General features: G+C 38.5%; 18 protein-coding genes. 15 read left to right on the forward strand and 3 right to left on the reverse strand.

Annotation, left to right across the window (positions count from 1 at the left end):
• Nucleotides 1-5 precede the first annotated feature (5 nt).
• The 9 genes from wecB to galE all read left to right on the forward strand — a co-directional run bounded on the left by wecB (nucleotide 6) and on the right by galE (nucleotide 10,294).
• Nucleotides 6-1,136, forward strand: coding sequence for a non-hydrolyzing UDP-N-acetylglucosamine 2-epimerase (wecB, locus tag R5R67_RS10420; protein WP_000734323.1), 1,131 nt, complete (start codon nucleotides 6-8; stop codon nucleotides 1,134-1,136).
• 10 nt (nucleotides 1,137-1,146) lie between these two features.
• The gene (locus tag R5R67_RS10425; RefSeq protein ID WP_109428906.1) at nucleotides 1,147-2,334 is read left to right on the forward strand and encodes a glycosyltransferase family 4 protein; all 1,188 of its coding nucleotides are present in this window, start codon (nucleotides 1,147-1,149) and stop codon (nucleotides 2,332-2,334) included.
• 16 nt (nucleotides 2,335-2,350) lie between these two features.
• Complete coding sequence (locus tag R5R67_RS10430; protein WP_109428905.1) at nucleotides 2,351-3,286, forward strand: NAD-dependent epimerase/dehydratase family protein; 936 nt, start codon at nucleotides 2,351-2,353, stop codon at nucleotides 3,284-3,286.
• A 10-nt stretch (nucleotides 3,287-3,296) separates the two neighbouring features.
• Nucleotides 3,297-4,307: an MraY family glycosyltransferase gene (locus R5R67_RS10435; protein ID WP_001100755.1), complete on the forward strand. Its 1,011-nt coding sequence runs from the start codon at nucleotides 3,297-3,299 to the stop codon at nucleotides 4,305-4,307.
• Nucleotides 4,308-4,723: 416 nt separating this feature from the next.
• The gene (locus R5R67_RS10440; RefSeq protein WP_000977704.1) at nucleotides 4,724-5,344 is read left to right on the forward strand and encodes a sugar transferase; all 621 of its coding nucleotides are present in this window, start codon (nucleotides 4,724-4,726) and stop codon (nucleotides 5,342-5,344) included.
• Nucleotides 5,345-5,362: 18 nt separating this feature from the next.
• On the forward strand, nucleotides 5,363-6,238 hold the full coding sequence (gene galU / locus R5R67_RS10445; RefSeq protein WP_005120675.1) for a UTP--glucose-1-phosphate uridylyltransferase GalU: 876 nt from the start codon (nucleotides 5,363-5,365) through the stop codon (nucleotides 6,236-6,238).
• A gap of 117 nt (nucleotides 6,239-6,355) precedes the next feature.
• Nucleotides 6,356-7,618 (forward strand): nucleotide sugar dehydrogenase, encoded by a 1,263-nt coding sequence (locus tag R5R67_RS10450; RefSeq protein WP_000686121.1) that lies wholly within the window; start codon nucleotides 6,356-6,358, stop codon nucleotides 7,616-7,618.
• Nucleotides 7,615-9,285 carry a glucose-6-phosphate isomerase gene (gene pgi / locus R5R67_RS10455; RefSeq protein WP_030424273.1) on the forward strand — a complete coding sequence of 557 codons (1,671 nt, stop codon included), beginning with the start codon at nucleotides 7,615-7,617 and terminating at the stop codon, nucleotides 9,283-9,285. Before R5R67_RS10450 ends, pgi begins: the two co-directional genes overlap by 4 nt.
• Nucleotides 9,278-10,294, forward strand: coding sequence for a UDP-glucose 4-epimerase GalE (gene galE, locus R5R67_RS10460; protein ID WP_001062913.1), 1,017 nt, complete (start codon nucleotides 9,278-9,280; stop codon nucleotides 10,292-10,294). Before pgi ends, galE begins: the two co-directional genes overlap by 8 nt.
• Before the next feature lie 43 nt (nucleotides 10,295-10,337).
• Here galE and R5R67_RS10465 read toward each other — a convergent pair whose 3' ends face one another.
• Nucleotides 10,338-11,708 (reverse strand): phosphomannomutase/phosphoglucomutase, encoded by a 1,371-nt coding sequence (locus R5R67_RS10465; RefSeq protein WP_005120672.1) that lies wholly within the window; start codon nucleotides 11,706-11,708, stop codon nucleotides 10,338-10,340.
• A 373-nt stretch (nucleotides 11,709-12,081) separates the two neighbouring features.
• On the opposite strand from R5R67_RS10465, the gene lldP reads away from it, so the two are divergent.
• The 4 genes from lldP (at nucleotide 12,082) to dld (ending at nucleotide 17,666) form a co-directional block, all read left to right on the forward strand.
• Complete coding sequence (lldP, locus tag R5R67_RS10470) at nucleotides 12,082-13,749, forward strand: L-lactate permease (protein WP_011857993.1); 1,668 nt, start codon at nucleotides 12,082-12,084, stop codon at nucleotides 13,747-13,749.
• Between the two features lie 19 nt (nucleotides 13,750-13,768).
• Nucleotides 13,769-14,521, forward strand: a complete 753-nt coding sequence (gene lldR / locus R5R67_RS10475; protein ID WP_001222772.1) for a transcriptional regulator LldR — start codon at nucleotides 13,769-13,771, stop codon at nucleotides 14,519-14,521.
• Nucleotides 14,518-15,669, forward strand: coding sequence for an FMN-dependent L-lactate dehydrogenase LldD (lldD, locus tag R5R67_RS10480; RefSeq protein ID WP_002009553.1), 1,152 nt, complete (start codon nucleotides 14,518-14,520; stop codon nucleotides 15,667-15,669). The genes lldR and lldD overlap by 4 nt, the downstream gene beginning before the upstream one ends.
• A gap of 290 nt (nucleotides 15,670-15,959) precedes the next feature.
• Nucleotides 15,960-17,666 carry a D-lactate dehydrogenase gene (dld, locus tag R5R67_RS10485; RefSeq protein WP_017725590.1) on the forward strand — a complete coding sequence of 569 codons (1,707 nt, stop codon included), beginning with the start codon at nucleotides 15,960-15,962 and terminating at the stop codon, nucleotides 17,664-17,666.
• 48 nt (nucleotides 17,667-17,714) lie between these two features.
• Here the strand turns inward: dld and R5R67_RS10490 are convergent, their stop codons facing one another.
• Both R5R67_RS10490 and R5R67_RS10495 read right to left on the reverse strand, forming a co-directional pair.
• Complete coding sequence (locus R5R67_RS10490) at nucleotides 17,715-18,929, reverse strand: aromatic amino acid transaminase (protein WP_000486246.1); 1,215 nt, start codon at nucleotides 18,927-18,929, stop codon at nucleotides 17,715-17,717.
• Between the two features lie 335 nt (nucleotides 18,930-19,264).
• Complete coding sequence (locus R5R67_RS10495; RefSeq protein ID WP_002017219.1) at nucleotides 19,265-19,399, reverse strand: hypothetical protein; 135 nt, start codon at nucleotides 19,397-19,399, stop codon at nucleotides 19,265-19,267.
• A gap of 45 nt (nucleotides 19,400-19,444) precedes the next feature.
• On the opposite strand from R5R67_RS10495, the gene R5R67_RS10500 reads away from it, so the two are divergent.
• On the forward strand, nucleotides 19,445-20,155 hold the full coding sequence (locus tag R5R67_RS10500; protein WP_001153625.1) for a GntR family transcriptional regulator: 711 nt from the start codon (nucleotides 19,445-19,447) through the stop codon (nucleotides 20,153-20,155).
• The gene (gene prpB / locus R5R67_RS10505) at nucleotides 20,148-21,032 is read left to right on the forward strand and encodes a methylisocitrate lyase (protein WP_001118924.1); all 885 of its coding nucleotides are present in this window, start codon (nucleotides 20,148-20,150) and stop codon (nucleotides 21,030-21,032) included. The genes R5R67_RS10500 and prpB overlap by 8 nt, the downstream gene beginning before the upstream one ends.
• The last annotated feature ends 150 nt before the right edge of the window (nucleotides 21,033-21,182 follow it).

Consider the following 21,182-nt stretch of genomic DNA (forward strand, 5'->3'; position numbering starts at 1 on the left):
GATTTGTGAAAAAGTTAAAATTAATGACAGTGGTGGGCACACGTCCAGAAATTATTCGTTTATCTCGTGTAATGGCTGCATGTGATGAATATTTTGATCATATTCTTGTTCATACTGGACAAAACTATGACTATGAATTGAATGAAATTTTCTTTACTGATTTGGGTATCCGTAAACCTGACCATTTCTTAAATGCAGCTGGTGCGACAGGCGCAGAAACAATCGGTAATGTAATTATTGCAGTTGATAAAATTTTAGAAGAAGTGCAACCCGAGGCTCTACTTGTTTTGGGTGACACTAACAGCTGTATGGCAGTGCTACCAGCAAAACGTCGTAAAATTCCGACTTTCCATATGGAAGCTGGTAATCGTTGTTTTGATATGCGAGTCCCTGAAGAAATTAACCGTCGAATTGTCGATCATACGGCTGATATTAATTTAACCTACAGTACGATTGCTCGCGATTATTTATTAGCAGAAGGATTGCCCGCTGATTTAGTAATCAAAACAGGTAGCCCAATGTTCGAAGTGCTTCATCATTATAAAGCGAAAATCGAAGCTTCTGATGTACTTGAACGCTTAAATTTAAAAGAGCATGAATATTTTATTGTGAGTGCTCACCGTGAAGAAAACATTAACTCAGATCAGAATTTTTTAGATTTGGTAGAAATGTTAAATGCAGTTGCAGATAAATATAAATATCCTGTGATTGTATCGACACATCCTCGTACACGTAAGCGTATTGAAGAGTTAAATGTTGAGTTTCATCCTTTAATTCAATTGTTAAAACCTTTAGGTTTTAGCGACTATAACAAGTTACAGCTTTCTGCAAAGGCTGCGTTGTCTGATAGTGGAACAATTAACGAAGAATCATCAATCTTAAATTTCCCTGCACTTAATTTACGTCAAGCACATGAGCGTCCCGAAGGAATGGAAGAAGCGGCTGTAATGATGGTAGGGTTGAAAGCGGAACGCATTTTACAAGGTTTGGCAATTTTAGAAGGTCAAACTAGAGGCGAAAATCGTCTTTTGCGTTTAGTTGAAGACTACAGTATGCCAAATGTGAGTGAAAAAGTTGTGCGTATCATTATGAGTTACACAGATTATGTAAATCGAGTGATTTGGAAGAAGTATTGAGGTTAAAGCAGTGAAGAAGAAGGTCTATTTAATCACGGAATATTATCATCCATATCAAAATACGACAGGTTACTTGTTAGGAAAATTGTATGACACGTTGAATGTACAAAGTGATATAGACCTTGTTCTTATTGCAAAAGAGGATATGAATTGTCCTCAACATGCAAATGGACACTTTATTAAAGCTAAAAAGCCAAATAAGGCAAGTTTGTTTAAAAGATTTTTATATGAACTAATTATCGCTTTTAGTTTTTTAATGAAGACTTTGAAAGTAGTGAAAAAGGATAGTATCGTTTTTACAGGTACGACACCTATTTTACTGCTTTTCGTTTTATTTATTATTAAAAAATTTCTAAATTTTAAATGGATATTATTAGTCCATGATGTATTTCCCGAAAATTTAGCAGCGGCTAAAATTTTAAAAAAAGATCATTTTTTATTTAAAATCTTAAAAAGTTTATTTGATAGGATTTATGCAAGTGCTGATGAGGTCATTGTCATTGGCAAAGATATGAAAGAGTTAGTACATCAAAAAACGCATCAAAGTAACAATATTACTGTAGTGCAGAATTGGATTGATTCATCTGATATTGGTACAGAGCCCAAAACTAATAACCGAATTTTACAAGAATTGAACTGGTTGGATAGTGAAACTACGATTTTTCAATTCTTCGGTAATATTGGTCGTGTACAAGGCGTAGAAAATATTCTGCATGCTATTCAGAAAATGAAATATGCACATTTGGCAAAATTCATTTTTATTGGTGATGGTGCATATGTTGCTCGTCTTAAAGAGCAAATACAGTCTTTAGGATCTCAAAATATACTTTATTATGGATCTTTAGATCAGAAAGAAAAAACAACTGGTTTAAATGCGTGTGATGTTGCATTGATTACTTTGGCTGATGGGATGTTAGGTTTAGGGGTTCCTAGTAAATCTTATTTTTCTATGGCGGCAGATAAGCCTTTGCTAGCAATCATGGATAGTGAGTCAGAAGTAGCAGATATGATTAATACTCATCATATCGGTTGGGTAGTCCCACCTAATAATGAAGAGGCTTTGGCAAAACAACTTGATGAAATTGTGTTAGCAAAACACTGCTATGCATTCAATTCATCAAGAGAAGTATTAAATGAATTTTATTCAGAAAAAGTAGCAATGAGTAAAATTCTAAATATTATTAGAAAATTTACTTAAGAATTTAATTTTTAAAATGAATATTTTGATTACAGGAAGTAGTGGTTTTGTTGGTTCATACTTATGTGAATATTTTACGACAATGCCAGAACATAGTGTTCTGGCTCAAACTCGTAAAAATACACAAAAGTTAAGTAATGATATAAAGACTATAACTTTTGATATAAATGATGATCTAACTTCTTTGGACTTGAGCTCAGTAGATGTCATTGTGCATTGTGCTGGGCGTGCTCATATTATGAAGGAAGTTGAAAGTGATCCACTATCTATTTATAGAAAAGTAAATGTAGAAGGAACACTGAATTTAGCTAAAAAAGCAGCTAAAGCTGGTGTAAAACGATTTATATTTATGAGTAGTATTAAAGTAAATGGTGAAGTGAGTGATCAAGTACCTTTTACTCCTCATGATAATATTATAAATATTAAAGATCCTTATGGATTATCGAAATATGAAGCTGAACAATCTCTATTAAATTTAGCGCAAAACTCGATGATGGAGGTGGTCATTATTCGCCCAGCTTTAATCTATGGGCCAAATGTTAAGGCAAATTTTAAAAGTATGATCAATCTGGCGGCTAAAGGAATTCCTCTACCTGTTGGATGCCTCGATAATAAAAGAAGTATGGTCAGTATTTATAATTTAAGTGATTTCATTAATATTTGTTTATCACATCCTTTAGCAAAAAATCAGGTTTTTTTAATCAGTGATCAAGACGATATAACAGTTAAAGAATTATTTACGAAGTTAGCTAAAGTTCAGGGTAGAAATCTTATTGCTGTGCCTATACCTAAAGTATTAATTAATTTTTTAGCTAAACTTCTTAATAAGAGTGCTGTCGCTTCAAGACTTTGTTCTGTATTGACCGTTGACACCTCAAAGAATATAGAACTATTAGGATGGAGAGCTCCTTTTAGCTTTGATGAGAGCTTAAAATTGATGTTCAAAAAGTAATAGGTTTGATATGAATGTTATTATATCTTTCATCATTCTTTTTCTTATTTCTTTTGTATTAACTTTTAGTGTTCGAAAATATGCTTTAAGAAAAAATATTATTGATTTACCTAACTTTAGAAGTTCACATGTGAAGCCCACACCACGTGGTGGTGGAGTAGCAATAGTGATAAGTGTTCTAATGGCTTTATTATATAGCTATATATCTCAGTTTATAAGTTTGAATGATTTTTTCATTATAGGGGGGAGTTGTTTGCTTATTGCTCTCCTTGGTTTTTGTGATGATCATGCTCATATCAATTCTATGTTGCGTTTAAGCATTCATTTTATTACTGCAACATTTATCGTATTTAGTTTAGATGGATTTGCCCAAGTCTCTGTTTTTAATAATTTAAACTTAGGTTTTTTTACCAACATTCTTGCTATTCTTTTTTTGGTTTGGCTGCTTAATTTATATAACTTTATGGATGGTATTAATGGCATTGCAAGTATCGAAGCAATATCAGTCGGGCTAAGTCTAGCTTTATTATACAGTTGGTATGACATCAATAATTTTATATTACTTGCAATCACTTCTATTGTCTGTGGTTTTCTCGTATGGAATTTTCCAAAAGCTAAAATCTTTATGGGAGATGTAGGTAGTAGTTTTTTAGGTTTTTTATTCGCTGTATTAGCTTTATATGCTTTAAAAATAGACTTTAAGTTATTTCTAGCTTGGATCATTTGTCTAGGAGTTTTTATAGTAGATGCAACCTTTACAATTATAAGGAGAATACTAAGAGGGGAGAAAATATATCAAGCCCATCGAAGCCACGCTTATCAATACGCTGCTAGGTATTTTGATAGTCATACACCCGTAACTTTAGCAGTTTTAATCATTAATCTTATATGGCTCTTACCTTGTGCATTTTTTGTATTAAATAAAGCAATTTCTCCATTAGTCGGTTTAATAATCGCATATTTTCCTTTAATAATTTTAGCTATTTATTTTAATGCAGGACAGTTAGAACATAAAAATTAATGAATATATCTTTTTATAATTTAAAGGTTTTTCACAATCATTTTTTTATTAAACTGATAAAAGAAGCTATATTTTTTTAAAGAAATGTTTCTTTTTGTTCAAAAATATGGAAATACAAGGATATAAATTATCAAAAATAAAATAATTTAGAGAAACTCGAAATAAAAAAATATTTTTAATATCAATAAGTTGTTTATATATTTTTGGGTTTTTTAATTACAATAGTGTAAAAAGAGAGGCTTCATTTCATTAGACAATACATAAGTAACATTAAAGTACGATTTGTCATAAGGTAAAAGTTACGTCATCTAATCTATGATAGTATGTTTGTATAAATCGTCTTGTGAGAGACAGATGCTAACTATTGCATATTTTTTAGTTTTCTTTGAAAACCCATTGAAAATAAGAGTGAATACATGATGAAACGGATAGTTGACATCGTAATTTCCTTAACCGCATTAATCATTTTGTCCCCAATCTTTATTTGGGTAGCATATAAGGTTCGTAAAAATTTAGGTTCTCCGGTTTTCTTTTACCAAGAAAGACCAGGAAAAGACGGAAAATTATTTAAAATGATTAAGTTCCGTTCTATGAAAGATGCATTTGATGCACAGGGTAATCCATTACCTGATGAAGAGCGTATTACTCCATTTGGGCATAAGCTGCGCTCAACCACTTTAGATGAAATGCCACAACTTATTAATGTTTTAAAAGGCGATATGAGCATTGTGGGTCCACGTCCACAGTTAGCCGACTTTCTAGAACACTATACTTCTCGACAAATGCGTCGTCATGAAGTCAGACCGGGTATGACAGGTCTTGCTCAAGTAAGTGGGAGAAATAATTTAAGTTGGGAAGAAAAATTTGAACTTGATATCGAGTATGTTGAAACCCATAATTTATCTTTAGACTTTAAAATTATGATGAAAACAGTCTTGGTTATGTTGAAAAAAGAAGGAATTAATGCTCCAGATCAGTTAGTAGGTGCAAGCCGCTTTTCTGGTTCAGCGCGTGATGAAGACAAAGCAAGTTTATAATAGTAAGTAACTACTCATATGATTAAAAAGGCAGTTTTACCTGTTGCCGGTTTAGGCACACGTTTTTTACCAGCAAGTAAGTCAATCCCTAAAGAAATGGTAACAGTAGTTGACCGTCCTGCAATTGAATATGTAGTACGTGAAGCTGTAGAGGCTGGAATTGAGCAAATTATTTTAGTCACTCATTCATCGAAAGCCTCAATTGAAAATTATTTTGATAGGAACTTTGAGTTAGAAACGACTTTAGAACAAAAGAAAAAATTCGACTTACTTGCAGAGATTACACAAATTGTGCCTGAGCATGTAAGTGTAATCAGTGTTAGACAGCCTCAACCTTTAGGTTTAGGACATGCTGTTTTATGTGCAAAGAGTGTTGTCGGCGAAGATGATTTTGCAGTGCTATTACCAGATGTACTCGTGAAAGATGGCTCTGGACAAAATGATTTATCTCGTATGATTTCTCGTTATAACTCAAGCCAAGCTGCTCAAATCATGGTTGAGGCAGTGCCAGACCATTTAGTAGATCAATATGGGATTGTCGATGTAAAGCATAGCCCAAATATGGGTGAAAGTATTGCCATGCAGGGTATTGTTGAAAAGCCTGCAGTAGGTGCTGCACCATCAAACCTATCTGTGGTTGGCCGCTATGTGTTACCTGCCAAGATTATGCAATTACTTGAGAACACGCCGAAAGGTGCAGGTAATGAAATTCAGTTAACTGATGCAATTGCAATGCTTCAAGATACAGATATTGTTGAAGCTTATCGTATGCAAGGCCAAACGTTTGACTGTGGTAGTAAGCTTGGTTATTTAAAAGCTGTATTACATTATGGCTTAGAACATCCAAAATTAGGAATGGAATTTAAACAGCTGATTCAAGAACTTAAATTATAAAGTTTTGTAGCTCTGCTTAAGTATTTGTAAAAACGAATGAATATAAAAACAGAGCAGTATATTCTCTTCCTGTAAAAGGAAGAGAAATCTATAAAATACTAAAGAATCAGGTGTGCAATGAAAATCGCAGTATTTGGAACGACGTTACATGCCGGTGTAATGGCCGCATTATTGGCTGAATATGGTAATCAAATTTATTGGTGTACCTGTGTAAGTTGTGAAGAAAATATTTCTGTACTTTCGTATCAAGATCAAGAAGTAAATCATTATTTAAACAAACAGCGAAAAGCTGGTTTCTTGAAAGAAAGCCCTTTTTCTGAAATTCCTTTAGATATCGAAGTTTATTTATTTTGTTTTAGTCCTACACAAATTGAACTTGCTTTAAAAACTGTTGAAAAACTAAGTGAACGGCCAATTATTCATCCTAAATTAATGATTAATGGCTCTACTTTTGGTTTACATGGTACAGAGAAATTAAAACAGCACTTGCCGAAAGATGAATGGGTGTATTTCCCTGATGTGATTCAAGAAGGTAATGCAATTAATAGTGTACTAGATGTAAAACATGTCATTGTAGGTGTAGAGTCTAGAGACGCAAGTGAAATTATGCAGGAATTGTTGCGTCCTTTTTTCCAATTTAGTTATCAATACTTATTTATGCCGATTTTAGATGCTGAGTTTACCAAACTTAGTATTTCGGGCATGTTAGCTACTCGTATTAGCTATATGAATGATCTTGCGATGGTCGCTGAAAAACTCGGTATTGATATTGCAAATGTAAAGCATGGTATTGCTGCTGATACACGTATTGGTGCCGCATATTTATCACCAGGTGTGGGATTTGGCGGTGAGAATTTTTCGCATGATATTTTGACACTTTCAAGCACAGTGTTAGAAACGGGAACAAAAAGCCGACTTTTGGAGCAAGTCTGGGCTATTAATGAGCAACAGAAAGAAATTTTGTTCCGGAAGTTATGGAATTATTATCACTGTGACTTGAGTGGTAAAACTGTTGCGATTTGGGGAGCCTCTTTTAAAGAAAATACTTCAAATATACATAACTCACCCATTCATATTTTATTGGCTGCGTTATGGGCGCAAGGGGTAAAAGTACGTTTACATGACCCTCAGGCTCTAGATGAAATTGCCTCAATATATGGCTCTCGGGAAGATCTTATTTTATGTAGTGATCAATACGAGGCTGCACAAAATGCTCATGCTTTATGTTTAGTAACCGCATGGAAACAATATTGGAGTCCTGACTTTAAGCGACTACAACAGTTAATGAAGCATCCTTTAATTTTAGATGGGCGTAATATTTATGACCCAGCATATGTAAAGGCTAGAGGTTTTGCTTACGAAGGAGTTGGACGCTTATGAGTAAATCAATTGAACAATTCCCAAAGGATTTAAGCTCACCTTTAATACAGCTTAAGTCTTCAGTTGAGAAAAACTCAAAACTACATATAAAAGAGCTTTTTGCTTTAGAGCCAGAACGTTTTCAAAATTATTCTGTAAAATTTGATCAGTTATTTTTTGATTATAGTAAACAACGTATTACCAAAAATATTTTGGAACAACTAGTTGCTCTCGCAAACAATAAACAATTAACACAGTGGATTAATCGTCTTTTTTCGCAAGATAAAATTAATTGTACTGAGCAGCGTGAAGCAATGCATTGGGCTTTGCGTTTACCCTCGGAATATTCGAAATTTCCGGAGCTCACAAAACAGGTCCATATCCAATTACAGCGTATGTACACTTTGGTTGAAAAAATCCATGCTGGGCAATATCGTGGCGCTACGGGTGAAGTGATTCAGGATGTTGTTAATATTGGGGTAGGTGGTTCCGATTTAGGGCCGCACATGGTGACTCATGCTTTAGCTGATTTTAAAGTAAAAACAGCTAAGCCTCTCAATGTACACTTTGTTTCAACTATGGACGGTAGCCAGTTATCAGACTTGCTCCATCAACTGCGTCCGGAAACGACTTTATTTATTATTTCTTCAAAGTCATTTGGTACCATTGATACCTTATCAAATGCACAAACAGTTCGTCAGTGGCTTGAAAAAGCTTTAGGAAAGCATGACCGCGTTGTAAAAAGTCACTTCATCGGTGTATCTACAAAAGCTGAAAAAATGACTGAGTGGGGTATTGCTCCTGATAATCAGTTGCTACTTTGGGACTGGGTAGGGGGGCGTTATTCTCTTTGGTCTTGTATTGGTTTTCCTATAGCCCTAACGATTGGTATAGATGGTTTTCAGCAGCTTTTAGCTGGTGCACATGCTGTCGATGAACACTTTCAAAATACAAGCTTTGAGCGAAATATACCGGTTCTCATGGCATTACTCGGTATCTGGAATAATAATTTTTTAAATATTCAGACCCATGCAGTATTACCTTATGACGGAAGATTAAAGTATTTTGCTGCTTATTTGCAGCAGCTTGAAATGGAGTCTAATGGTAAGTCGGTACAACGTGATGGCCAAAAAGTTGAATTAGATACTTGTCCGATTGTATGGGGCGAGGTTGGTCCAAATGCACAACATGCATTTTACCAGCTCTTACATCAAGGAACACAGGCAGTAAGCTGTGACTTTATTGCACCGGTTCAACGTTATAATGCAGATCACTTTACCTATGTAGAGAATGCTGAGGCATTGATTGAGCAGCATCACCTTGCATTATCAAATTGTTTGGCACAATCACGTTTATTGGCTTTTGGCAATGAAGCTTTAGATGCAGCTGAATTAAAGAATTTACCTATTTATAAACAATATGAAGGTAATCAGCCGAGTTCGACATTACTTTTAAAAGAACTAAATCCATATAGTTTAGGGATGTTAATTGCTTTATATGAACATAAGGTATTTGTTCAGTCGGTAATTTGGAATATTAATCCGTTTGATCAATGGGGTGTTGAAAAAGGTAAGCAGATTGCTGATCAGTTACTTCCAATTTTAAATGGTGCTCAAAATGATCTTTCAGCACTTGATGCTTCAACACGTGGTTTGATTAAAATTTTATTAGGAAAAGTCGATGGCTAAAATTTTAGTTACAGGTGGTGCAGGTTATATTGGTTCACACACTTGTGTAGAGCTTTTAGAAGCAGGCCATGAAGTTATTGTATTTGATAACCTTTCAAATAGCTCAAAAGAATCTTTAAATAGAGTTCAAGAGATCACACAAAAAAGTTTAACTTTTGTGGAGGGCGATATTCGGAATTCTGGTGAGCTTGACCAAGTGTTTCAAGAGCACGCAATTGATGCGGTTATTCATTTTGCAGGTTTAAAAGCAGTAGGTGAAAGCCAGGAAAAACCGCTTATTTATTTTGATAATAATATTGCGGGCAGTATTCAACTGGTTAAATCGATGGAAAAGGCAGGTGTCTATACACTTGTATTTAGCTCTTCTGCGACAGTATATGATGAAGCAAATACCTCTCCTTTAAATGAAGAAATGCCAACAGGTATGCCAAGTAATAACTATGGATATACAAAACTAATTGTTGAGCAATTATTACAAAAACTTTCAGTAGCTGACTCTAAATGGTCTATTGCCTTACTACGTTATTTTAACCCAGTAGGTGCACATAAGAGTGGGCGTATTGGTGAAGACCCGCAAGGTATTCCAAATAATTTAATGCCTTATGTGACTCAAGTTGCTGTGGGCCGCCGTGAGAAACTATCTATTTATGGTAATGATTACGATACAATAGATGGTACAGGTGTGCGAGATTATATCCATGTTGTTGACTTGGCGAATGCACATTTATGCGCTTTAAATAACCGCTTACAGGCGCAAGGTTGCCGTGCATGGAATATTGGTACAGGTAATGGTTCATCTGTTTTACAAGTCAAAAATACCTTTGAACAAGTGAATGGTGTACCTGTTGCTTTTGAGTTCGCTCCACGTAGAGCAGGGGATGTTGCGACTTCTTTTGCGGACAATGCTCGCGCAGTTGCTGAGTTGGGTTGGAAACCTCAATATGGCTTAGAAGATATGCTTAAGGATAGCTGGAATTGGCAAAAGCAGAATCCTAATGGCTACAATTAGATTCGGATAAAAAAGGAGCGATTTGCTCCTTTTTTATTTTTAATTAGTTCTGAATTAAACCCGTCAACTCATCTATATAATACTGCATTGGCTGAGCTTGACGGTCTGCACGGCTTTCAATGTTGAGGCGTAGCAAAGGTTCAGTGTTTGAGGCGCGTACGTTAAAACGCCATGTGCCAAAGTCGAGGCTTACCCCATCGGTACGGTCAATTTGTGGATTTTGATCGGCATAGAAGTCGAAAATCTTTTGAATCGTAGTTTGCGTATCGGCTACTTTAAAGTTGATTTCACCACTACAAGGGAACTTGGCAATCATATTTTCAACGAGTGTTGAGAGAGATTGTCCTGTTTCAGAGAGTAGAGCAATGGTGAGTAACCAAGGAATCATACCACTGTCACAGTAAGCAAAATCACGGAAATAGTGGTGGGCACTCATTTCACCACCGTATACGGCATTGTGTGCACGCATAACGTCTTTAATGAACGCATGACCAGATTTTGACTGTACAGCAACACCTTTATATTCATCTACGATATCAAATGTGTTCCAAACTAAACGTGGGTCATGCACAATTTTTTCGCCTGACTGTTTAATCAAGAAAGCTTGAGCCAATAGACCGACAATATAATAGCCTTCAATAAACTGACCTTTTTCATCGAACAAGAAACAGCGGTCAAAGTCGCCGTCCCATGCAATACCCATATCTGCTTTATGCTCAAGAACAGCATTTCGGGTGCTGTCACGGTTTTCAATTAAAATTGGGTTAGGGATGCCATTTGGGAAAGTACCATCTGCTTCATGATGAATTTTAATAAATTCAACAGGTACGTTAAGCGCTTTAAATTTTTCTTCAATAGCATCAATTACGTGACCAGCTGCACCATTACCTGCGTTTACCACTAACTTTAATGGACGGATTTTTGCAGGTTCAATATAAGTCAGTAGATGGTCAACGAACTCAGGCAAAATGTTATAGCTTTGCGTTGTACCTTTTTGACTAACTTCTTCAAAGTTATTGTTTTCTGCTAAAGCCTGAATTTCTTTTAAACCAGTATCGGCACTAATTGGACGAGCATTTTCTCGAACCAATTTCATACCGTTATAGTCCATTGGGTTATGACTCGCAGTTACTTCTATTCCACCTTGTACGTCTAAATGAAAAGCGGCAAAGTAAACTTCTTCAGTACCCGTCATGCCTAAATCAAGCACATTCACACCCGCATCATTTAAACCGCGGATGGTCGCTTGTTTTAAAGCCTCACTACTTAGACGAATATCACAACCTACAACCACCGTCTTTGGTTTATAGATTTGTCCGTAAGCGCGGCCAATTTTATAGGCGATTTCTTCATTCAATTCGGTGCCGAGTTTGCCTCGGATATCATAAGCTTTAAAACAGGTTAAAGTAGTCATTATTCAGTTCAATACAAATGATTTAAGTTTTGGGCATTATTATACATTTACCAATAAATGGTTATGTTTATTGTTTTATATTCAAATTTTGCACTTCATTTCTTTAGGTCATATTTAAGTTTATAAGAAAGCTTTTTTGCGACTTTAGTCGAATAAATAAATTTATAAATTAGAAATAGCTTGATTTTACTTAGCACTATTGGTCATACCAATTATTATAATTATTTAATCATTGATCTTACCAATAACTGTGTTTATGATGCACATTGTGGTTTAAGGAAAACATTTGCACTTAAATTTTAATTGGTCATACCAATTTGTGTTGAATGTTGAAATTTTAAGGTACAAAAATTCGCCCCGGCATTTCAAGGAGATGACAATGCTCAATATGTGGCAACAACTTTATGACCCTTTAAATAATATTTGGCTGTCTAGTGCGGTTGCATTAATCCCGATTATTTTCTTCTTTTTGGCCTTGGCTGTTTTTCGTTTAAAAGGCAGTATCGCGGGTACGGGCACAGTTATTATTGCATTACTGATTGCGCTATTTTTCTATCAAATGCCTGGTCAAATGGCCTTTGCGTCAATCATTTACGGTTTCTTCTACGGTCTATGGCCAATTTCATGGATCATTATCGGGGCAGTTTTTCTATACAAGATTTCGGTAAAAACAGGCCAGTTTGAGGTTATTCGCTCAAGCATTCTATCTATTACCGAAGACCAACGTCTGCAAATGTTACTCGTTGGTTTTGCATTTGGTACTTTCCTTGAAGGAGCTGCGGGCTTTGGTGCTCCTGTCGCAATTACCGCTGCACTACTTGTCGGTTTAGGGTTTAAGCCACTTTACGCTGCTGGTTTATGTTTAATTGTAAATACAGCACCAGTTGCATTTGGTGCAATGGGTATTCCAATTATTGTGGCAGGGCAGGTGTCAGGCGTAGACACTATGGAAATTAGCCAGATGGTGGGTCGTCAGTTGCCATTTTTAACCATTATTGTGCTGTTCTGGATTATGGCGATTATGGATGGCTGGCGTGGTGTTAAGGAAACTTGGCCTGCGGTATTGGTCGGTGGTGGTGCTTTTGCGATTGCTCAGTATCTCACCTCTAACTTTATTGGCCCTGAGTTACCAGACATTACCGCAGCAATTGCTTCATTGGTCAGCCTGACGTTGTTATTCCGTGTTTGGAAACCAAAACATATTTTCCGTTTTGAACCTGAAGCAGGTCAGACTTTGACTCAGCAACCTACAACAGTTCAACGTTATAGCATTGGGAAAATTGCAAAGGCATGGTCTCCATTTGCTATTTTAACGGTAATGGTCACGATCTGGAGCGTTAAGCCATTTAAAGCATTATTTGCAAAAGATGGTGCTCTTGAACACTGGATTTTTAAACTTGAAGTGCCGTATTTACATAAATTGGTCGAGAAAATGCCACCGATTGTGTCCGAGATGAAACCATACGAAGCGATTTATAAGTTTGACTGGTTCTCTGCAACAGGTACTGCAATTTTTATTGCTGCGATCATCACAGTTATTTTCTTAAAAATGAAAGCAAGTGAGGCAGTAACAACCTTCGGTGAAACGCTCAATGAGTTAAAAACACCGATTTACTCGATTGGTATGGTGTTGGCGTTTGCTTTTATTGCGAACTATTCAGGTTTATCTGCAACTTTGGCTCTGGCTCTATCGCATACGGGTCATGCGTTTACTTTCTTCTCGCCATTTTTGGGTTGGCTTGGTGTGTTCCTTACAGGTTCAGACACTTCTTCAAATGCTTTGTTCTCGGCATTACAGGCGACTACAGCTCAGCAGATTGGTATTCCAGAAGTATTGTTGGTGGCTGCGAATACCAGCGGTGGTGTGACAGGTAAAATGATTTCGCCACAGTCGATTGCGATTGCGTGTGCCGCAGTAGGCTTAGTTGGAAAAGAGTCTGACTTGTTCCGTTTCACGGTAAAACATAGCATCATATTCACTGTCTTTGTTGGCATCATTATTACGGTTCAGGCTTATCTGGTTCCGTGGATGATTCCATAACTCCAGTGAAGGAAACGCGATGAGAATCTCCGATCAAGTGGTCATGAAATTGCAGGCATTAATTGAAGAGCGTCACATGAAAAAAGGTGATCGTTTGCCTGCCGAGCGCCAGCTTGCAACTAGCTTAGGAGTTTCTCGTCCATCCTTACGTGAAGCAATTCAACAGCTCAATAGTCAAGGTGTACTGATTAGTCGCCGTGGCGATGGAACTTATATTCAGCAATTACCTGAACAATGGCCACAGCAACTGATTGTGAACCCAATCAGCAACCTGATTGAAGAAGATCCTTTATACCGTTTTGATGTGCAAGAGGCGCGTTTGGTGCTTGAAGGGGGGACGGCATGGTATGCCGCGTTACGTTCGACCCCAGAAGATCGCGCCAAAATTCATCATTATTTTAATGAAATTAGCCGCCACCAAAATGCAGGTGACTCAGCACAGGCGGCGGTGGCCGATGCTGAATTCCACTTAGCGATTGCTGAAGCATCTCACAATGTGGTGCTGATTCAAATGATGCGCAGCTTGTTTGATTTGCTGCAATACAACGTCTTGTTAGGGCGTAAAAAAGTTTATAACGACCCCGTAAATGGTGACTTGCTGAGCGAGCAGCATTTTCAGGTGATGGATGCTATTGATCGTAAAGATCCCGAGGCCGCACGCCAAGCTGTCTGCGGTCATATTGAATTTGTGATTAATCATGTGCGTTCTCTGGATGAAGATGAAGCTCGCCAGAAACGTGCAAACCGTTTAAATAGAGTTGATTCAAAATGATTATTTCTTCTGGCAATGATTATCGTGCTGCGGCACAACGTCGCTTACCCCCATTTTTATTTCATTACATTGATGGTGGAGCGTATTCGGAATATACCTTAAAGCGTAACGTACAAGATTTGTCAGAAATTGCATTGCGTCAACGTGTGCTGAATGACATGTCAGCGTTAAGTTTAGAGACAAAACTGTTTAATGAAACGCTGTCGATGCCAGTTGCCTTGGCGCCTGTAGGTTTAACAGGTATGTATGCACGCCGTGGTGAAGTGCAAGCCGCAATGGCAGCCGATAAAAAAGGTATTCCATTTACGCTTTCAACGGTTTCTGTTTGCCCGATTGAGGAAGTTGCACCTGCAATTAACCGTCCGATGTGGTTCCAGCTTTATGTGTTACGTGACCGCGGTTTTATGCGTAATGCTTTGGAACGTGCAAAAGCGGCAGGTTGTTCAACACTGGTGTTTACCGTAGATATGCCTGTGCCGGGTGCACGTTATCGTGATGCCCATTCGGGTATGAGTGGGCCAAATGCTGCGATGCGTCGTTATATGCAGTCAGTGTTTCATCCGCATTGGTCATGGAATGTGGGTTTAATGGGTCGTCCGCACGACTTGGGAAATATCTCTAAATATTTAGGTAAGCCGACTGGGCTTGAAGACTATATTGGCTGGTTAGGCTCGAACTTTGACCCATCCATTTCATGGAAGGACCTTGAGTGGATTCGTGAGTTTTGGGATGGCCCAATGGTGATTAAAGGTATTTTAGATCCTGAAGATGCCAAAGATGCTGTGCGTTTTGGTGCAGATGGGATTGTAGTGTCGAATCACGGCGGTCGTCAGTTAGATGGCGTGATGTCATCTGCTCGTGCATTGCCTGCAATTGCCGATGCGGTGAAAGGTGACTTAGCGATTTTGGCTGACTCAGGCATTCGTAATGGTTTAGATGTGGTGCGTATGTTGGCGCTCGGTGCGGATACGGTTTTACTTGGCCGTGCGTTTGTTTATGCCTTGGCAGCAGCAGGTGGACAAGGTGTGTCGAACTTACTTGATTTAATTGATAAGGAAATGCGTGTTGCGATGACGCTCACGGGTGCTAAGTCGATTTCGGATATTAATGCGGATTGTTTAGTACAGGCGATGAAGCAAGGTTTTTAAGACATAGTAAGTGAAGCAGTAAGCACAGCCTCAAAGTTTGGTGATTTGCTAATGTTTTACATATAGGCATTTGTCACTTTTGAAAGGTCAAAAGTAACCAAAAACCTTTGTCTCGATGACGGTACGTCCTTGCTACCGCATCGAAACGGCGGCATCCATGCCGCCACCACGATAGTAAATATAGGGCTGATTCACATTAGAGAATGAGCTAATTAAATTATAAATTACAAACGGTAAGATCCCGTCGTGTTGGTCTAATTTGATAAATGGATGACCAAAAGGAAACCATCATGCAAACATTTTCTCCTCAAGCAGTGATCGAACGCTTACAAAATATTGTAGGGCGTTCTTATGTTTTGACCGATGACCAAAGTACGCGTCAGTACCGCCAAGGTCGCCGTTTTGGTGAGGGGAAAGTGCTGGCTGTGGTGGTGCCGGGCACATTGCTAGAGCAATGGCAAGTGTTGCAGGCTGCAATTGAGGCGGACTGTATTGTGATTATGCAGGCAGCAAATACAGGACTCACCGGTGGTTCAACTCCGTATGGTGATGATTATGACCGTCCTGTTTTGGTCATGAGTACACGCCGATTAAAGGGTATTCAAGTCATCCATGATGGCAAGCAAGTGATCTGCTTACCGGGTGCGACCTTAGATAATTTAGAGCAAATTTTAAAAGGCTATAATCGTGAACCACATTCGGTGATTGGTTCATCTTGTATTGGTGCTTCGGTACTCGGTGGTGTATGTAATAACTCTGGTGGTGCCTTGGTACGCCGTGGTCCCGCGTATACCGAACTGGCGTTATATGCTCACGTGAACTCTGCTGGTCAATTAGAACTGGTGAACCATTTAGGCGTAAATTTAGGCTCGACACCCGAAGAAATTTTGACTCGTTTAGAGAAGCAGCAATACCAAGCCGTAGATATTTTAGATGATAGTGAAAAGCAGGCATCAGATCATCGCTATGCGCACGACGTGACTCAGGTCGATGAAGATACGCCTGCTCGTTTTAATGCAGACCCGTCACGATTGTTTGAAGCATCAGGTTCGGCAGGTAAAGTCTGTGTGTTTGCTGTACGCCTTGATACCTATGAAAAAGTAGAGAGCAGTGTTTTTTATATTGGTAGTAATGATGCTGATGATTTAACGGCCATTCGTCGTTACTTACTGACCTCTCTGCCAAGCCTACCGATTGCAGGCGAATATATTCACCGTGACGCTTACTTGATTGGTGAAAAGTACGGAAAAGACACTTTCTTATTTATTGAAAAGTTTGGTACAGCCAATGTTCCAAAAGCTTTCGCGATGAAAGACAAAGTTGATGGCTTTTTAGAAAAATTTAAAATTAAAGGCTTAACAGACCAGATTTTACAGGCGATTACCTTCTTTTTACCGAGTCATTTGCCTAAGCGTATGACCGAGTATCGAGACCGTTATGAGCACCATTTGGTTTTACGTGTCGAAAATAATTCGAAAGCACAGACAGAGCAGTTTTTAAAAGAATATTTTACTGTGCATCAGTCAGGCAACTATTTCGTATGTAGCGAAGAAGAGGGGCGAAAGGCGTTCTTACACCGTTTTGCGATTGCAGGGGCGGCAATTCGTTATCGTGATACGCACCGTAGTGAAGTTGAAGATATTGTAGCGCTTGATATTGCGCTACGTCGTAATGACCGCGAATGGGTAGAGCAACTACCAGCCGAGATGGAAAAGAAAATCATCCATAAACTCTATTATGGGCATTTCTTTTGTCATGTGTTCCATCAGGACTATATTCTTAAAAAGGGCAATGACCCGTTAGAAATGGAACACCAAATGTGGAAATTACTCGATGCGCGCCGTGCTGAATATCCGGCAGAGCATAATGTTGGGCACCTTTACATTGCCAAACCTGCATTAGCCAACTTTTATCAAAAACTCGACCCAACCAATAGCTTTAATGTGGGGATTGGACATACCTCAAAACTGAAATATTGGGGCAAGGCTAAATCGTAATATCGAGACATAAAAAAAGGCGCCGAAGCGCCTTTTTTAATAGATGATTTATGCAGCTTCTACAGATTTAGCAAGCACTTCAGCCATCGCTTTAGCAACAGTGTAAACATTGTTCATGTTTAAACCTGCTACACAAATACGGCCACTACGTACTAAGTAGATTGCATATTCTTCACGCAAGATATCAACTTGCTCAGCAGTTAGACCTGTGTAGCTGAACATACCTTTTTGGTTTACAAGGTAGCTAAAGTCACGGTCTGGTAATGCTTTAGTGAGTTCGTCTTTCAAGATGCTACGCATTTTGATAATACGCTCACGCATCTCTTTCACTTCACCTTGCCATTGTTGGTTAAGTTCAGCGTCATTTAACACTTCATCAACTAACCAAGCACCTGTTGTAGGAGGGCTAGAGTAAATACGGCGTACAGTCGCTTTTAACTGACCGAATGTGCACTGAGCAGCTTCTGCATCATCACAAACGAAAGTTAAGCCGCCAACGCGCTCGCCATATAAAGAGAAGATTTTAGAGAACGAGTTGCTCACAATGAAGTTTAGACCCGCTTGGTCTAAAGCACGGATTGCATACGCATCTTCTTCCATACCGTCACCAAAACCTTGGTAAGCGATGTCTAGGAATGGAATAAGGTTACGATCTTTTAATACTGCAATTACTTGGTCCCATTGCGCTGGGTTTAAGTCAGCACCCGTTGGGTTATGGCAGCATGGGTGCAACAACACAATGCTTTGCTCAGGCAAAGTTTTAAGTGTAGAAAGCATACCGTCAAAATCTACACCACGCGTTTCTGCATCGAAATATGGGTAGAAATGAGTCTTAATGCCAGCGCCATTGAAAATCGCAACGTGGTTATCCCAAGTTGGTTGGCTCACCCAAACGTCTGAATTTGGGAAATAAGTTTTCAAGAAATCCGCACCAACTTTCAATGCACCTGAACCACCAAGTGTTTGGATGGTTACAGCACGGCCAGCTTTAACTGCTGGGCTGTTTGCACCAAATAAAAGTGCTTGAATTGCTTCACGGTAAGGTTTGAAGCCTTCCATTGGCAAATAAAGTTTGGTTTTACCGTTCTTAGGCTCAATACGCTTTTGCGCCTCAATAATCGTCTCTAACTGAGGAACAATACTGTCTTCGTTATAATAAAGACCAATACTCAAGTTTACTTTTTCAGAACGAGTATCAGCATTGAACTGTTCCATTAAAGAGAGAATTGGATCGCCTGCGTATGGGGGGATATGTTGAAACATCAAAAAAGTCCTTTCATTCAACAATATGCATAGTGCTGGGTTTTTTCTGTCTCGAAAAATACGCCACAACTATGTCGATGCTCAATAATGTATCAATAAAGCTACCGTGAAGCACCTGATAATTTCACTAATATCGATATTTTCTGGATGAAAATGATAAAAAGATTTAAAAGAAATTACGGTAAATAGAAACTAATTTCTAACTCATGCTTTCATTCAAGCAGATTGTCTACAATCTTGCTGTAATACATTGGTTGTAGACTAAAGTTTGAAACAAAAGATTAGAGGTCGAAAAGCAACTAAAAAAGTATCATAAATTCATAGGTAAAATAATATTAAATATCTGTTTTATAAAGACTAATTTTTAAGTGGTTTAATAGTTTAAATATAAGGTGAGGTAACAGGCCGAACGATAAAAATTGACCTGATGCGTTCTGAAAAGTGTCAACAATCACCTTGATTTTTTTCATTCATCCCGCTATAAAACTCATAATTGATTAAAAATTGTCGACAATATGCAAGATTTGACCTTCGCACCAGAGCCACTACAAAGTCAGGGAAGAACACTGACCGAGCATGTATTTAAGCAAATACAGACGGCGATTGTTTTGGGTCAAATTCCGGCAGGTAGCAAAATTTCTGAGCCTGAACTGGCGCGCACTTACGGTATTAGCCGTGGGCCTTTGCGTGAAGCAATTCATCGCCTTGAAGGTCAACGACTGGTTGAGCGTACCGCACATGTGGGCGCGCGCGTGGTTTCACTCTCACTGCAACAGTTTAAAGAGCTTTACCAAATTCGGGCTTCTTTAGAGGGTTTGGCTTGCAAACTTGCTGCACAGCATATTGATAAAAAGCAAATTTTGGCATTACGTGATGTATTGCGTATGCATGCTGAAGATGAAAACTTTAAAGCAGGTAAAGGATATTACTTGCAAGAAGGGCAGGACGATTTTCACTACTGCATTATCAAAAGTAGTGGCAATAAAACCCTAGAAAAAATGCTATGTGATGAGCTTTATCACCTCATCCGTATGTACCGAATTCAGTTTTCAAACACACCCGATCGACCGAGCAAAGCTTGGGACGAACATATCCGTATTTTAGATGCAATTGCAGAAGGCGATGGTGAACTTGCCGAGCTGCTCATGCATCGACATATCAATGCTTCTTACAAAATTATTGAGCAAACACTGCTACAAGCACAAGGAGAACATAACAATGGCTAAACAATCCGCAGGTCAGCTATTTCGCGATGCCGTAGCCCAAGAAAAGCCATTACAAGTGGTTGGAACCATCAATGCCAATCATGCACTTTTGGCAAAACGTGCAGGTTATAAAGCGATTTACTTATCAGGTGGTGGTGTAGCAGCTGGTTCTTTAGGCTTACCTGATTTGGGAATCAGTAACCTTGATGATGTGTTGACCGACGTACGCCGTATTACTGATGTATGTGATCTTCCATTATTAGTCGATGCTGACACAGGCTTTGGTGCTTCTGCATTTAATATTGCCCGTACTACAAAATCACTGATCAAGTTTGGTGCTGCGGCAATGCATATTGAAGACCAAGTGGGTGCAAAACGTTGTGGTCACCGTCCGAACAAAGCCATTGTGACTCAAGAAGAAATGGTTGACCGTATTAAAGCTGCGGTTGATGCGCGTGGTGATGACAGCTTTGTGATTATGGCGCGTACTGATGCGTTAGCGGTTGAAGGCTTACAAGCGGCAATTGACCGTGCGGGTGCCTACATTGAGGCAGGTGCAGACATGTTGTTCCCTGAAGCAATTACCGAGCTTGATATGTACAAGCAATTTGCTCAGAAGACAGGCGTACCAATTTTGGCAAACATTACCGAGTTTGGCTCTACACCACTGTTTACCACTGAAGAGTTGGCATCTGCTGATGTAAGCCTTGCGCTTTATCCGCTTTCTGCTTTCCGTGCCATGAACAAGGCAGCCGAAACTGTGTATGAAACCTTGCGTAAAGAAGGCACGCAAAAGAATGTGGTTGATATTATGCAAACGCGTAAAGAGTTATATGAACGCATTAACTACTACGCGTTTGAAGACTACTTAGACAACGCATTTGCTAAAAAGAAGTAATAAATTAAAAAGTTGATTAATTGGAATCTGATACTCGGAGGCGTCATCTGCAACTGTTTGAGACAGGACTACATTTTTTAAAATTGGTTCTGCGATAGATAGGATATTTGATGGTTGTGGATGAGTTTTGCAGATGACAATGGTTTTGCC

It is taken from the genome of Acinetobacter sp. OYA S30, from assembly GCF_033599315.1.
Lineage (GTDB): Bacteria > Pseudomonadota > Gammaproteobacteria > Pseudomonadales > Moraxellaceae > Acinetobacter > Acinetobacter baumannii.